We start from the raw sequence: 15,015 nt of genomic DNA, 5'->3' as shown, positions 1-15,015 counted from the left end.
GTACCGAGGCCGGCATCCGGCCGTGTGCGGTACCCGGGCCGGCACCCGGCCGGTGTGCCAAGGGCCCGGCCCCGAGTCCCTGCGGACTCGGGGCCGGGCCCTTGGCACATGCCGTGCCGGAGGCCTTACGCCTCGAACACCTCACGCACCAGCTGCTCCTGCTCGGCCTGGTGGCGCTTGGCGGAGCCCACCGCCGGGGACGAGCCGTGCGGACGCGAGATGCGCCGCAGCCGCTCGCCGGCCGGGATGTCCGCGCCGACCGCCAGGTCCAGGTGGTCGATCAGGTTGAGCGCGATGAACGGCCAGGCACCCTGGTTCGCCGGCTCCTCCTGGGCCCACAGGTACTTCTCGGCGTTCGGGTACTTGTTGACCTCCGCCTGGAGCTCGGCACCCGGCAGCGGGTACAGGCGCTCGATGCGGATGATCGCCGTGTCCGTGACGCCGCGCTTCTGACGCTCGGCCTCCAGGTCGTAGTAGACCTTGCCGGAGCAGAAGACGACCTTCTTCACGGCCGCCGGGTCGGTGATCGACTCGTCGCCGATGACCGGGCGGAACTGGCCCGTGGTGAACTCCTCCGTCTTCGAGGCCGCGGCCTTCAGGCGCAGCATCGACTTCGGGGTGAAGACGATCAGCGGCTTGTGGTGCGGGTTGTGCACCTGCCACCGCAGGAGGTGGAAGTAGTTCGACGGGAGCGTGGGCATCGCGACCGTCATGTTGTTCTGCGCGCACAGCTGGAGGAAGCGCTCGATACGGGCGGACGAGTGGTCCGGGCCCTGGCCCTCGTAGCCGTGGGGGAGGAGAAGGGTGACGCCGGACGTCTGGCCCCACTTCTGCTCCGACGCCGAGATGTACTCGTCCACGACCGTCTGCGCGCCGTTGACGAAGTCGCCGAACTGCGCCTCCCACATCACCAGCGCGTCCGGACGGGCCAGCGAGTAGCCGTACTCGAAGCCCATGACCGCGTACTCGGAGAGCAGCGAGTTGTAGACGTTGTAGCGGGCCTGGTCCTCGGACAGGTAGAGCAGCGGCGTGTAGTCCGCGCCCGTCTCGCGGTCGATGAGGACCGCGTGACGCTGGCCGAAGGTGCCGCGCTGGGAGTCCTGGCCGGAGAGGCGGACCGGGGTGCCCTCCAGGAGGAGGGAGCCGATCGCGAGGGTCTCGCCCATGCCCCAGTCGATCGTGCCGTCCTCGACCATCGCCGTCCGGCGCTGCAGCTGCGGCAGCAGTCGCGGGTGGACGGTGAAGGAGTCGGGGATGTTGACCTGGGACTCGGCGATGCGCTTGACGACCTCCGAGGAGATCGCCGTCGGGACGGCGATCGGGAAGCCGTCCTGCGGCTCGTGGGTGTCCGCGGCGGCCGGCTGCGAGGTGGCCTCGCGGACCTCCGTGAAGACCTTCTCCAGCTGGCCCTGGTAGTCCTGGAGCGCCTGCTCGGCCTCTTCCAGGGTGATGTCGCCGCGACCGATCAGGGACTCGGTGTACAGCTTGCGCACCGAGCGCTTCTTGTCGATCAGGTCGTACATCAGCGGCTGGGTGAAGGCCGGGTTGTCCGACTCGTTGTGACCGCGGCGGCGGTAGCAGATGAGGTCGATCACCACGTCCTTGTTGAACGCCTGACGGAACTCGAAGGCCAGGCGGGCCACGCGGACCACGGCCTCCGGGTCGTCGCCGTTCACGTGGAAGATCGGGGCCTCGATCATGCGGGCCACGTCCGTCGCGTACATGGAAGAACGCGAGGACTCGGGGGCCGCGGTGAAGCCGACCTGGTTGTTGATGACGATGTGGACCGTGCCGCCGGTGCGGTAGCCGCGCAGCTGCGACATGTTCAGGGTCTCGGCCACCACGCCCTGGCCCGCGAAGGCCGCGTCGCCGTGCAGGGCCACCGGCAGGACGGTGAAGTCCGTGCCGCCCTTGTTGATGATGTCCTGCTTGGCGCGGGCGATGCCCTCGATGACCGGGTCGACCGTCTCCAGGTGGGACGGGTTGGCGGCCAGCGAGACCTTGATCTGCTCGCCGTCCAGGCCGGTGAAGGTGCCCTCGGCGCCCAGGTGGTACTTCACGTCGCCGGAGCCGTGCATCGACTTCGGGTCGAGGTTGCCCTCGAACTCGCGGAAGATCTGCGCGTACGACTTGCCGACGATGTTGGCGAGCACGTTCAGGCGGCCGCGGTGGGCCATGCCGATGACGACCTCGTCGAGACGGGACTCCGCCGCCGAGTCGATGACCGCGTCCAGCAGCGGGATGACGGACTCGCCGCCCTCCAGCGAGAAGCGCTTCTGGCCGACGTACTTCGTCTGCAGGAAGGTCTCGAAGGCCTCCGCCGCGTTCAGGCGGCGCAGGATGCGCAGCTGCTCCTCGCGCTCCGGCTTGGTGTGCGGGCGCTCGATGCGGTCCTGGATCCACTTGCGCTGCTTGGGGTCCTGGATGTGCATGAACTCGATGCCGGTGGTGCGGCAGTACGAGTCGCGCAGCACGCCGAGGATGTCGCGCAGCTTCATCAGGGACTTGCCGGAGAAGCCGCCGACGGCGAACTCGCGCTCCAGGTCCCACAGGGTGAGGCCGTGCTCGGTGATGTCCAGGTCGGGGTGCTTGCGCTGGCGGTACTCCAGCGGGTCGGTGTCGGCCATGACGTGGCCGCGGACCCGGTAGGAGTGGATCAGCTCGAAGACACGGGCGGCCTTGGTGACGTCGTCGTCGTGCGAGGCGTCGATGTCCTTGAGCCAGCGGACCGGCTCGTAGGGGATGCGCAGCGCCTCGAAGATCTCGTCGTAGAAGCCGTTCTCGCCCAGCAGCAGGTTCGAGACCTGGCGCAGGAACTCGCCGGAGGCGGCGCCCTGGATGACCCGGTGGTCGTAGGTCGACGTGAGCGTCATGACCTTCGAGATGCCGAGCTTGTTCAGGGTGTCCTGGCTGGTGCCCTGGAACTCCGCCGGGTAGTCCATGGAGCCGACGCCCATGATCACGGACTGGCCGGGCATCAGACGCGGCACGGAGTGGACGGTGCCGAGGCCGCCGGGGTTGGTCAGGGAGACCGTCACGCCGGTGAAGTCGTCCATCGTCAGCTTGCCGTCGCGGGCGCGGCGGACGATGTCCTCGTAGGCCTGCCAGAACTCGAAGAAGTTCAGCGTCTCGGCCTTCTTGATGGCGGCCACGACGAGCTGGCGGTCACCGTTCGGCTTGACCAGGTCGATGGCCAGGCCGAGGTTGACGTGCGCCGGCTTGACGAGGGTCGGCTTGCCGTCCTTCTCGCCGAAGGACCAGTTCATCGACGGCATGGCCTTGATGGCCTGCACCATCGCGAAGCCGATCAGGTGCGTGAAGGAGATCTTCCCGCCCCGGGCCCGCTTGAGGTGGTTGTTGATGACGATCCGGTTGTCGAACAGCAGCTTCACCGGGACCGCGCGGACCGAGGTGGCGGTCGGCAGCTCCAGCGAGGCGTTCATGTTCTTCGCCACGGCGGCGGCCGGGCCGCGCAGCGTGATCAGCTCAGGACCCTCCGGGGCTCCGGCGGCGGGCGCGGCCTTCGCCTTCGGCTGGGCCGGCGCCTGTGCGGGCGTCGCCGGCCTGGCCGGGGCGGGGGCCTTCGCGGGCGCCGGGGCCGGGGCCTGGGCCGGAGCTGCGGCCGCGGGCTTCGGGGCCGCCGGGGCCGGGGCCGGAGCGGCCGGGGCCGCCGGAGCCGCAGGCCGGGCCTGCGGGGCCGTGGTGACGGTCTCTGCGGCCCCCGCGGCCGCAGCCGGTGCACCCGGCTTGTAATCGGCGAAGAAGTCCCACCAGGCACGGTCTACCGAATTCGGGTCCTGGAGGTACTGCTGATAGATCTCGTCGACGAGCCACTCGTTGGGACCGAACGCAGCAGCGGGGTTCTTCCCGGCTTGGTCGTCGGTCGAGATGCTCGAGTTACTGGGGGACTGTGGCGACACGGCGGCAACCGCCCTCTTCCGCTTCACAAGGTGATGGACAGCGGAAATAAAGGCTACGCCCCCGAGAGCGTGAAGGTCAGGTCGGGCCGGTTCATCGTCGCGTAAGTCACATCAGAAATCTTGTTTCAGGGCTTGATATGGCGGGAAACAAGCGTGGTTCCGCATCTGGGCGGGGGTGCGCGGGATCGCCGAGCGGGGCCCGGCGCGACGGCGTCCCGGGCCTGTGCCTGATCACACGTGTCCGGCTGCGCGTACGTCCGTGGATCTTGTGGCTCCGGTTCGGACTTTACGTCAACTTGGGGCGGAAGTCAGTCCCGGGAGAGTGACGATGATCCGGCAGCCCCGGTCGGATTCGGCCACGCCGATTCGGCCGCCGTGCAGATCCACCGCCCAGCGGGCGATCGCCAGGCCGAGGCCCGTTCCGCCGTCGCTGCCCGGTCCGTGCGGCCGGGTCACCGCACCGCGGTTGAACCGCTCGAACACCCGGTGCCACTCCGACCGGGGGATGCCGGGGCCCTCGTCCAGGACCTCCAGTTCCAGCGAATCCGGCTGCGGCCCGCGCCGCGCCTTCAGGGTCACGCGCCCGTGCGGCGGGCTGTGCTTGACCGCGTTGTCGATCAGGTTGGCGACGACCTGGTGGATGCGCTCCGGGTCCGCGTGCGCGGTCAGCTCCGGCGGGGACACGTCGAGGTGCAGATGGACGTCCGTGCGGGTGTGACTGCCGGAACCCGAGGCGATGCCCGCGCGCGCGGAGGCGACCATGTTGGCCTCCTTCAGCACGCCCGACAGGTACGGCCACACCTCGAAACGGCGCATCTTCAGCGGTACGACGCCGTTGTCGAGCCGGGAGAGGTCCAGCAGGGTCTCCACCAGGCGGCCCAGGCGTTCGGTCTGCTTGAGGGCCGTGCGCATGGTCTCCGGGTCGGCCTCGGTGACCCCGTCGACGATGTTCTCCAGCACCGCGCGCAGCCCGGCGATCGGGGTGCGCAGCTCGTGCGAGACGTTCGCCACCAGTTCTTTTCGCTGCTGGTGCTGCGCCTCCAGCTCGTCGGCCATGACGTTGATCGTCTGTGCCAGGTCGCCCAGCTCGTCGCGGCGGTTCTCGCGCACGCGGCGGGTGTAGTCGCCCTGTGAGATCGAGCGGGCCACCGCGTTCATCTCGTCCAGCGGAGCGGTGAGCGAATGGGCCACGAACTGCGTTATCAGGAGTGTGGCGATCATCGAGAAGACCGTGATGAAGCGCAGTTCCGTCTTGGTGTGCACCGCGATCATCGACAGACCCGTGGTGATCAGCACCGAGATGACGACCAACGTGCCCAGCTTGGTCTTGACCGAGAACGGGCGCACGCCGCCCCAGGGTTCCTCTCCGGGCATCCCGGGGCTCCTCCGTGCGGCCTGACGCCCTTCGCTCATGGCGTCGGTGTCTCCAGCGCGTAGCCCACGCCGTGCACGGTACGGATCCGCTCGGCGCCGATCTTCCGGCGCAGCGCCTTGATGTGGCTGTCCACGGTCCGGGTGCCGGAGGCGTCCGCCCAGTCCCAGACCTCGGCCAGCAGCTGTTCCCGGGAGAGCACCGCGCGCGGGGTGTTCGCCAGGCACACCAGCAGGTCGAATTCGGTCGGGGTGAGGTGGACGTCCTCGGACTTCACCCGCACCCGGCGCTGCGCGTGGTCGATCTCCAGCTCGCCCAGGCGCAGGATGCCGGAGCGGGGCGTGGTGGCGGCCAGCGCGGCCCGCTCCATGCGCCGCAGCAGGACGTGCACCCGCGCGGCCAGCTCCCGCATCGAGAACGGCTTGGTCATGTAGTCGTCGGCGCCGACGCCGAGCCCGACCAGCATGTCGGTCTCGTCGTCCCGCGCGGTGAGCATCAGCACCGGCACCGGCCGCTGCGCCTGCACCCGCCGGCAGACCTCGAGTCCGTCGAAGCCCGGCAGCATGATGTCGAGGATCAGCAGGTCGGGCTGCCAGGCCTCGGCCGTGTCGACCGCGGCCGGACCGTCGGACGCCGTCTGTACGAGAAATCCCTCGGCGCGGAGCCGGGCCGCGATGGCGTCGACGATCGTGGGGTCGTCCTCGACGACCAGCACCCGGCGCTGCGCGCCCGGGGAGGTCGTGGCCGCGCCGGTCTGGGAGGTGTGTGTCTGCTCCATCGCCCGCCCCTGTTGCTTTCCGGAACCAGTGGGGTGATCCCATGCCTGCGATTGACGCTTGAATGATCCGCGTCAGGGCAGCACATTACGGGGACACACCGTGCCGTCGCTATCCAGGGCGGACGGCGAGATGTACGGCGTCCGGAACGCCCCGGGCAACGGGCACCTCTTCGGTACGCACCTGCCGGAACCCGGCATTCCGCATGGTTCCTTCAAATTCCGGAGAGGGTTGCGCCGACCATACCGCCAGAACCCCTCCCGGCCTCAACACCCTTGCGCAGGCGGCGAGTCCGCTCGCCGAATAGAGGCTGTCGTTGTCCTCGGTGACGGTCCAGGCCGGGCCGTTGTCGATATCGAGACACAGGGCGTCGAACGTGTCCGATGTCTCATGGATGTAGGCAACCAGGTCCGCTGCGACGATCTCGGTCCGAGGATCGGCCATCGCCCCGGCGGACAGCTCCGAAAGAGGGCCGTCCCGGTGCCAGCCGATGACGGCGGGCTCCCGCTCCACGACGGTGATCCGCCCCCATCTGCCGTCCGCCGCGGCATGTGCAAGAGAGAATCCCACGCCCAGGCCTCCGATCAGCACGTCCGGCGCGGGGCGCCCGTCCAGCGCGTCGTGCGCGGCATCGACCAGCAGTCGCTCCGAGCGCCCGTCGGACGTGTCCATCAGGAAGCAGCCGTTGGCGATGATCTGCAGCAGCCCGCCGTGCCGGCGCAGCACCACCTCCCCGTACGGGCCGTCGCGACGATCCAGGACCACGGGCGAGTCGTACAGGGCAGTCATGGATCCATCTTGGTCGAACGGGAGGCGGGTTTCACGGGAATTCAGGGGGAAGGGAAGGAGGATGGTCCGCAGATGAGCCTGCGGCGGGCGTGAACCCGGTGGCTCCGGACGCGTCCGGAGCCTTCGAGGTTGCTGTGAATCCGCTCTCGCGTGGCGTCGGTCATAGACAGCGGCCCCGAGAACACGAAGGGTGGGGCGCGACGGAAGGAGCGCCTCACCGTGGAACGGATCGTGACCGGCCCTGCGACGGCCGCGGCCCCGCCCCTGGGCACGCCTTTTCCCGCCGGTTCCCTGCCGGACGTCGCCGGGCTCCTCGACGGTGTCCCACGGCAGCGCGAGCTGCCGGCCCCGGCCCCGGTTCCCTCCGCTGCACCGGTCTCCGCGCCCGCGACGGTTCGCCGTCCCGTCCGGCCCTGGCACCTGCTGCCCACCCCCGGCGGCACGCCGTTCACCTTCGCCTACGCGGCCGTCCTCGCCGTCACCTCCCTCTTCGCCGCCTACGCCGCCCCCGCCCTCGTGCACGCGCTGTACCAGGACTCCAGCACCGACGTCGCCCACCTGGTGCGCACGCCCGTGCTGGTGCTGCTGGCGAGCGCGCTGTGGATCGCCGGCGGGATCGTTTCGCCGTACGCGGTCGCCTTCGTGCTGGTGCTGACCGCGCTGGAGCGGCGGATAGGCGGGGCGCGGGCGGCCTGTGTGTTCCTGGCGGGCCATGTCCTGGCCACCCTTGCGACGGAGGTCCCGGTGGGCCTCGCGGTCCTGCTCGGTCACCTCCCGGACACCTCTTTGCACCGCCTCGACTACGGCATCAGCTTCGGCGTCGCGGCCAGCACCGGCGCCCTGGCCGGCCTGCTCACCCCCTGGTTCCGCTGGCCCCTGCTCGCCCTGTTCGCGGGCATGCTCGTGAGCGACCTGATCGACTTCCTGGACCCGATGACCAACTGGGGCCACCTGATCGCCCTGGGCATCGGCATCGCCGGCTGGCCGCTGGTACGCCGCTGGCGCCTGTCGGCACTCTCCGGCTGAGCCCAGCCCGGGGACGCGGGGAACTGCGCGAGCGGCCACCACGAGCCCGCGCCCGCGCACGTGTCCGAACCCCCCACCCCCTCAGGCGCCCCTGCCTGCCCAAACGCGCCAGTCACCACCCGATCGCTCACAGCGAACACAAACTCGGGAACATCGGTGAAGCGCCGCGCATTGAGTCGACGTAACTCAAGTTGACTGCCTAAGGGGAGATCATGGCTGCTGAGTCCACGGCGTTCACGCTCATGCTGCCCGTGCTGCCGCTCGACGACGAGGTCGTGCTGCCCGGGATGGTGGTTCCGCTGGACCTGAGTGCCACCGAGGTGCGCGCCGCGGTGGAGGCCGCGCAGGCCGCCGCCCGTTCGGAGCCCGGCAAGCCCCAGGTGCTGCTGGTGCCGCGCATCGACGGCACCTACGCCAAGACCGGCGTGCTCGGCACGGTCGAGCAGGTCGGCCGGCTGGCCGACGGCGACCCGGGGGCCCTGATCCGCGGCCGCGGCCGGGTGCGGATCGGCGCCGGTACGACGGGGCCGGGCGCGGCCCTGTGGGTGGAGGGCGCACGGATCGAGGAGACCGTGCCGGAACCCGTGCCCGGACAGGTCGCCGAACTCGTCAAGGAGTACAAGGCCCTCGCCACCGACTGGCTGAAGAAGCGCGGCGCCTGGCAGGTCGTCGACCGCGTCCAGGCCATCGACGACGTCTCCGCGCTCGCCGACAACTCCGGCTACTCGCCCTTCCTCACCATCGAGCAGAAGGTCGAGCTCCTGGAGACCGCCGACCCGGTCGACCGCCTCAAGCTCGCCACCCAGCAGCTGCGCGACCACCTCGCCGAGCAGGACGTGGCCGAGACCATCGCCAAGGACGTCCAGGAAGGCGTCGACAAGCAGCAGCGCGAGTTCCTGCTGCGCCGCCAGCTGGAGGCGGTCCGCAAGGAACTGCGCGAGCTGAACGGCGAGCAGGACGGCGAGGAGTCCGACGACTACCGCGCCCGCGTCGAGGCCGCCGACCTGCCGGAGAAGGTCCGCGAAGCCGCTCTCAAGGAGGTCGACAAGCTGGAGCGGGCCTCCGACCAGTCGCCCGAGGGCTCCTGGATCAGGACCTGGCTGGACACGGTCCTGGAGATGCCGTGGAACGAGCGGACGGAGGACGCGTACGACATCCAGGGCGCCAAGGCGATCCTGGACGCCGAGCACGCGGGCCTGCAGGACGTCAAGGAACGCATCACCGAGTACCTGGCCGTGCGCAAGCGGCGCAGCGACCGCGGGCTGGGTGTGATCGGCGGGCGGCGCGGCGGTGCCGTGCTGGCTCTGGTCGGACCGCCCGGCGTCGGAAAGACCAGCCTGGGCGAGAGCGTCGCCCACGCCATGGGACGCAAGTTCGTCCGGGTCGCCCTCGGCGGTGTCCGGGACGAGGCCGAGATCCGCGGCCACCGGCGTACCTACGTGGGTGCGCTGCCCGGACGGATCGTCCGCGCGGTCAAGGAGGCCGGGTCCATGAACCCGGTCGTGCTCCTCGACGAGATCGACAAGGTGGGGTCCGACTTCCGCGGCGACCCGGCCGCGGCGCTGCTGGAGGTCCTCGACCCCGCGCAGAACCACACCTTCCGGGACCACTACCTGGAGGTGGAGCTGGACCTGTCCGACGTGGTCTTCCTCGCCACCGCCAACGTCCTGGAGGCCATCCCGGAGGCGCTGGCCGACCGCATGGAGATCGTCCGCCTGTACGGCTACACCGAGGACGAGAAGGTCGTCATCGCCCGGGACCACCTGCTGCCGCGCCAGCTGGAGCGGGCAGGGCTGGCCGAGGACGAGGTCACGATCGACGAGGGCGCGCTGCGCAGGCTCGCCGGCGCGTACACCCGCGAGGCGGGCGTGCGCACCCTGGAGCGGTCCATCGCGCGGCTGCTGCGCAAGGTCGCGGCCCAGCACGAACTCGGCGAGCGGGAGCTGCCGTTCACCGTCCGGGACGAGGACCTGCGCGCGCTGATCGGGCGCCCGCACCACGTGCCCGAGTCCGCCCAGGACCCGGCCGAGCGCCGTACGTCCGTGCCGGGCGTGGCGACCGGCCTCGCGGTGACCGGAGCCGGCGGTGACGTGCTCTTCGTCGAGGCGTCCCTCGCCGACCCGGAGACGGGCGCGGCGGGCCTGACCCTGACCGGTCAGCTGGGCGACGTGATGAAGGAGTCCGCGCAGATCGCGCTGAGTTTCCTGCGCAGCCACGGCGCCGAACTGGAGCTGCCGGTGGCCGACCTGAAGGACCGGGGCGTGCACATCCACTTCCCGGCGGGCGCGGTCCCCAAGGACGGACCGAGCGCGGGCATCACGATGACCACGGCCCTCGCGTCCCTTCTCTCCGGCCGCCTGGTCCGCACGGACGTGGCGATGACCGGCGAGGTCTCGCTGACCGGCCGCGTCCTGCCGATCGGCGGCGTGAAGCAGAAGCTGCTCGCCGCCCACCGCGCCGGGGTGAGCACCGTGATCATCCCCAAGCGCAACGAACCCGACCTGGACGACGTCCCGGCCGAGGTGCTGGACAAGCTCGACGTCCACGCCGTGACCGACGTCCGCCAGGTCCTGGAGCTGGCGCTCGCGCCCGCCACGAACGGCGCGCAGCCGGAGGTTCCGGTGGCGGCGTGACGCAGTGTCCATGGCGGGCCCCGCCCGCGGGCTCCGGACAGGAGAAGGCCCGGCTCCCGGGAGGGAGACCGGGCCTTCGCCCTGCCGTGCGCAGGGCGCGCAGAGGGATCAACTGGATAGAATTCAGGCGTGAGTGGGCCAGTGGGGCAACCCTCCGCCCTGATCGGGACGGAGATCGCCGGCTACCGGGTGGAGCGCGAGCTGGGCCGCGGCGGCATGGCCGTCGTCTACTGCGCCAGGGACCTGCGCCTCGGCCGCACCGTCGCCCTCAAACTGCTCGCCCCCGAGTACACCCGCAACGACGCCTTCCGCCGCCGCTTCGCCCAGGAGTCCCGGGTGGCCGCCGCGATCGAGCACCCGCACATCGTGCCCGTCTTCGAGGCCGGCGAGACCGAGGGCGTCCTGTACATCGCCATGTGCTACGTCACCGGGCAGGACCTGCGCGCCCTGCTCGACCGGGAGGGTCCGCTCCCTGCGCCGGCCGCGCTGCGCATCGCCGGCCAGCTGGCGTCCGCGCTCGACGCCGCCCACGAGCACGATCTGGTGCACCGGGACGTCAAGCCCGGCAACGTCCTGGTCGCCAAGGGCGTGGACAGCGACCACCCCGAGCACGTCTACCTCACCGACTTCGGGCTGGCGAAGAAGTCCCTGTCGCTCACCGGGTTCACCACCGCGGGCGAGTTCGTCGGCACCCTCGACTACGTGGCGCCGGAGCGCGTCGCGGGCCGCCCCGTGGACGGCAGGTCGGATCTCTACAGCCTGGCCTGTGTCGTCTACGAGACCCTCACGGGCGTCCCGCCCTTCCGCCGCGAGGACGACCTCGAACTGCTCTGGGCGCACCAGTACGACCCGCCGCCCGCGCTGAGCGACGAGCGGCCCGGTCTTCCGGCGGCCGCCGACGAGGTCCTGAAGAAGGCGCTGGCGAAGCAGCCGGACGACCGGTACGACTCCTGCCTGGAGTTCGTCGCGGCCCTGCGTACCGCGATGGCCGGGCAGCCCGCGCCGCGCGACCGTACGCCGACGCTGGTGGACCCTCTCCCGGCCGGCAACCTCCCCGCCGCCCATCCCGTGCCCGACCCGCCCGCCTGGGCCGGCCCGGTCCTCAGGGGACCGGCGTAATACCGGGCGTATTTCTCCTCGTCAAGTCCCGAATCCCCGGAACGTGACCACGTCATGGCGCTCCGGCCTACTTGAAGCACGGGCCGCACCGGAAATACCGGAAAGCGAAAGGCCCCGGACATCAGGTAGGAGAAAGTCGTGAAGTACAGCAACGAGAGCCGTGAGGACGCTGTGTCCCATCGTGGGGAACCCTCATGATCAGGAAACTCCGGCTCCGTGCGATCGCCCTGGCAGTGGCTGCCGTGGCCGTTGCCGCCGGCGCCGAAGGCGCCGCTCGTGCCCTGCCGGGCCATCAGCCCTCCGTCACCGCCGTCGCCCCCACCGCCGTCGCCGCCGCGGACTGCGGCAAGCCCGGTACGCACGAGTGCACCCGACACGGCGACCTGCCGGACAAGCTCGGGGAGAACCTCACCGTGGCGGACAAGGCCCGCGTGGTGACGGTCCTGCTGAACCGCGGCGTGACCGAGGCGCAGATCGCCGGGAAGTACAAGCTGCCGAAGTACGAGATCGAGGTCTGGGAAAAGGCCTTTCTCAAGGGCGACTGGTCCGTGCTCTTCGACGACGACTGAAATGCGTCCGCTCCGCACATTTGATTTTCCCGCAAAGGAAAGAATTCCCATGAACGACGACACCCGCACGAACAGCCTCGCCGCGGCGGCCCACGGCCAGGTCCAGATGCACGAGAACGACCGGCGTCACGCCGACCACCACAAGAAGGAGGACCACGAGGACACGGGCACCACCCCGGTCCGCACGGCTCCGGAGACGTGGTCGTCAAGTGAGCTGCACATCCAAAGGCACATACAAGGGCACAGACAAAGGCACAGACAAAGGCACAGACATCTGAAGACGGAAGGAGTCAGCCCACGGGCACCGACTGCTCGGCCCACACGGTCTTGCCGACCCGGTCGTGCCGGGTGCCCCAGCGTTCGGCGAGCTGGGCGACGAGCAGCAGGCCCCGGCCCCCCTCGTCGAAGATCCGGGCCCGCCGCATGTGCGGGGTGGTGCCGCTGGAGTCGTAGACCTCGCAGATCAGGGTGGAGTCCTGGTGGATGAGGCGCAGCCGGATGGGCGGCCGGCCGTAGCGGATGGCGTTGGTGACCAGCTCGCTGACCATCAGCTCGGTGGCGAACGCGGCCTCCTCCAGTCCCCACGCGGACAGCTGGTCGCCCGTGTGCTTGCGCGCCCGGGCCACCACGGTGGGCTCGCTGTCCAGCTCCCACACGGCGACCCGGTCGGCGTGCAGCGCCCGGGTGCGGGCGACCAGCAGGGCGATGTCGTCGTCGGGGCGGTGGCTCAGCAGCTCGGTGAGGACCCGGTCGCAGACCGAGTCCAGGGTCGGTGCGGGGCGGCCGAGCGCGGCGAACAGCTTGTCCAGGGCCTCGTCGATGTCGTGGTCGCGGGCTTCGAGCAGTCCGTCGGTGTAGAGGGCGAGCAGGGAACCCTCGGGCAGTTCGGTCTCGTATGCCTCGAAGGGCAGCCCGCCGAGCCCCAGGGGCGGTCCCGCCGGCACGTCGAGAAAGCGGACGGCGCCGTCCGGGCTGACCACGGCGGGCGGCGGATGACCGGCCCGGGCGAGCGTGCACCGGCGCGAGACCGGGTCGTAGACGGCGTACAGACAGGTGGTGCCGATGCCGCCGGCGGTCTCGGCGGAGGGGTCCGCGCTGCCCTCGTCCGCTGCCAGCCGCAGCACGAGGTCGTCGAGGTGGGTGAGCAGCTCGTCGGCGGGCAGGTCGACGTCGGCCAGCGTGCGCACCGCCGTACGCAGCCGGCCCATGGTGGCGGAGGCGCGGATGCCGTGGCCGACGACGTCACCGACGACCAGGGCGACCCGCGCGCCGGACAGCGGGATCACGTCGAACCAGTCGCCGCCCACGCCGGCCCGGGTGGCGGCGGGCACATAGCGGGTGGCGATCTCCAGCGCGTCCTGTTCGGGCAGGGTGTGCGGCAGCAGGCTGCGCTGCAGCGCCATGGTGGTGGTGCGGGCCCGGGAGTACCGGCGGGCGCTGTGCAGGCCGGCGGCCGCCGTGGCCGTGAGGTCCTCGGCGCGCCGGAGATCCTCCGGACCGAACGGTTCCGGGCGCCGGTGACGGCCGAACAGCGCGACCCCGAGCGTGCTGCCCTCGGCGAGGATCGGCACCACCATCAGCGAGTGCGTGCCGTACGCGTGCAGCCAGGCCGCGGCCGGGTCCACGGCCGCCCACCCCGCGACCACGGGGTCCGTGATGTCGTAGAGGACGGACTGGCCCGAGATCAGGCAGTCGGCGGGCGGTGAACCCGGCTCGTAGGCGGTCGCCTCGCCCACCTGGGCCCCGGGCGGGGAGCCGTCGCCGTCCGGGGCGGTCCGCAGCGCCGAGCGGCGCAGGACGACCGGGCTCGCCGCGCCGTCGTACGCGTCGGGCGGACCGGCCGCGGTCCGGGGAGAGTCGAGCAGATCCACGGCGACGAAGTCGGCGAGCCGGGGGACCGCTGCCTCGGCGAGCTCCTGTGCGGCCCGCGCGAGGCCGGAGGCCGGGCCGGCACGCGAGTCGGTCTCGTCCGGCGGGCGCTGCCCGGCGGGGGAGTCCTGGACGCGTCGGTGCGCGGCGAGACACACGGCGCGCACGGTGCCGGTGCCGTCCTTGAGCGGGGTGATGACGGCAGGCGGGCCGAGGTCCGGGCCCAGGCGGGCCTCGGCCTCCCGCGTTTCGCCGGTCTCCAGCACCTCGCGCATCATCCGGTCGGCCTCGTCGCTCGCGGAGCCGGGCGCGATGTGCGGCAGGCGCAGCCCGCGCATCGCCGCCTCGGGCAGGGAGAGCGCGCGCTCGAGCCGGCGGTTGGCGCGCATCAGACGCAGCTCGGTGTCGAAGACGGCGAGCGGGAAGGGGGACTGGAGGAACGCCCATTCCTCCAGCGGTTCGCCCCGGGGCGGCTGCGGCCGGTCCGCGACGGCGGTCACCACGAGCCAGTCGGTCGTTCCGGTGTCCGGTGTCCGGCGGTGGGCGAGCAGCCCCAGCTCGAGGCGCCGGCCGTCCCGGTCCCGCACCGGCACCGTGCCGTTCCACCGGTCCCGCCCGGCCAGCATCCGCCGGGCCGCGCCGACGTCGGCGGCGAGCAGGGCGGCGGCGGGCCGACCGACGACCTGCGGGGCCTCGTAGCCGAGCAGCCACTGGGCGCCTTCGCTCCAGCCGGTCAGGATGCCCTGCTCGTCGATGGTGGCCGTGGCCGTGTACGTCGAGTGTCGCTCCATCGCCATCTCGCCCTTGCTCGGCAGGCTCTCCCTGACCAGCATGATCCTGGGCGGCGCGGAGCACCAACGCAGGCATCCGCACCACGACGACGGCCGCCCGCACAGGACGGCCGCCCGCTCAGGACGGCCGCCCGCTCAGGACGGCCGCCCG

Annotated in this window: 9 protein-coding genes; 4 read left to right on the top strand and 5 right to left on the bottom strand. The window is 71.2% G+C overall.

Features of this window, described 5'->3' with window-relative positions:
• Positions 1-125: 125 nt before the first annotated feature.
• The 4 genes from AB0H32_RS03915 to AB0H32_RS03900 form a co-directional block, all read right to left on the bottom strand.
• Positions 126-3,920 carry a multifunctional oxoglutarate decarboxylase/oxoglutarate dehydrogenase thiamine pyrophosphate-binding subunit/dihydrolipoyllysine-residue succinyltransferase subunit gene (locus AB0H32_RS03915; protein ID WP_361113742.1) on the bottom strand — a complete coding sequence of 1,265 codons (3,795 nt, stop codon included), beginning with the start codon at positions 3,918-3,920 and terminating at the stop codon, positions 126-128.
• Positions 3,921-4,211: 291 nt separating this feature from the next.
• Positions 4,212-5,333: an ATP-binding protein gene (locus AB0H32_RS03910; RefSeq protein WP_361113739.1), complete on the bottom strand. Its 1,122-nt coding sequence runs from the start codon at positions 5,331-5,333 to the stop codon at positions 4,212-4,214.
• A complete protein-coding gene (locus AB0H32_RS03905; protein WP_361113736.1) occupies positions 5,330-6,070 on the bottom strand; it encodes a response regulator transcription factor in 741 nt (246 codons plus the stop codon). Before AB0H32_RS03905 ends, AB0H32_RS03910 begins: the two co-directional genes overlap by 4 nt.
• Before the next feature lie 109 nt (positions 6,071-6,179).
• Complete coding sequence (locus AB0H32_RS03900; RefSeq protein WP_361113733.1) at positions 6,180-6,857, bottom strand: spermidine synthase; 678 nt, start codon at positions 6,855-6,857, stop codon at positions 6,180-6,182.
• 219 nt (positions 6,858-7,076) lie between these two features.
• Between AB0H32_RS03900 and AB0H32_RS03895 the strand changes: the two genes are divergently transcribed.
• The 4 genes from AB0H32_RS03895 (at position 7,077) to AB0H32_RS03880 (ending at position 12,204) form a co-directional block, all read left to right on the top strand.
• Complete coding sequence (locus tag AB0H32_RS03895) at positions 7,077-7,883, top strand: rhomboid-like protein (RefSeq protein ID WP_361113731.1); 807 nt, start codon at positions 7,077-7,079, stop codon at positions 7,881-7,883.
• Positions 7,884-8,095: 212 nt separating this feature from the next.
• Positions 8,096-10,516 (top strand): endopeptidase La, encoded by a 2,421-nt coding sequence (gene lon / locus AB0H32_RS03890; protein ID WP_361113728.1) that lies wholly within the window; start codon positions 8,096-8,098, stop codon positions 10,514-10,516.
• 129 nt (positions 10,517-10,645) lie between these two features.
• A complete protein-coding gene (locus AB0H32_RS03885) occupies positions 10,646-11,635 on the top strand; it encodes a serine/threonine-protein kinase (protein ID WP_361113725.1) in 990 nt (329 codons plus the stop codon).
• Between the two features lie 194 nt (positions 11,636-11,829).
• Positions 11,830-12,204 carry a hypothetical protein gene (locus tag AB0H32_RS03880; RefSeq protein ID WP_361113722.1) on the top strand — a complete coding sequence of 125 codons (375 nt, stop codon included), beginning with the start codon at positions 11,830-11,832 and terminating at the stop codon, positions 12,202-12,204.
• A 290-nt stretch (positions 12,205-12,494) separates the two neighbouring features.
• Here the strand turns inward: AB0H32_RS03880 and AB0H32_RS03875 are convergent, their stop codons facing one another.
• On the bottom strand, positions 12,495-14,906 hold the full coding sequence (locus tag AB0H32_RS03875) for a SpoIIE family protein phosphatase (RefSeq protein ID WP_361113719.1): 2,412 nt from the start codon (positions 14,904-14,906) through the stop codon (positions 12,495-12,497).
• Positions 14,907-15,015: the final 109 nt, after the last annotated feature.

The organism is Streptomyces sp. NPDC020362 (genome assembly GCF_040642095.1).
GTDB lineage: Bacteria > Actinomycetota > Actinomycetes > Streptomycetales > Streptomycetaceae > Streptomyces.
Note: the sequence above shows the minus strand (reverse complement) of the source record. Positions and strands in the feature narration are given on the sequence as shown.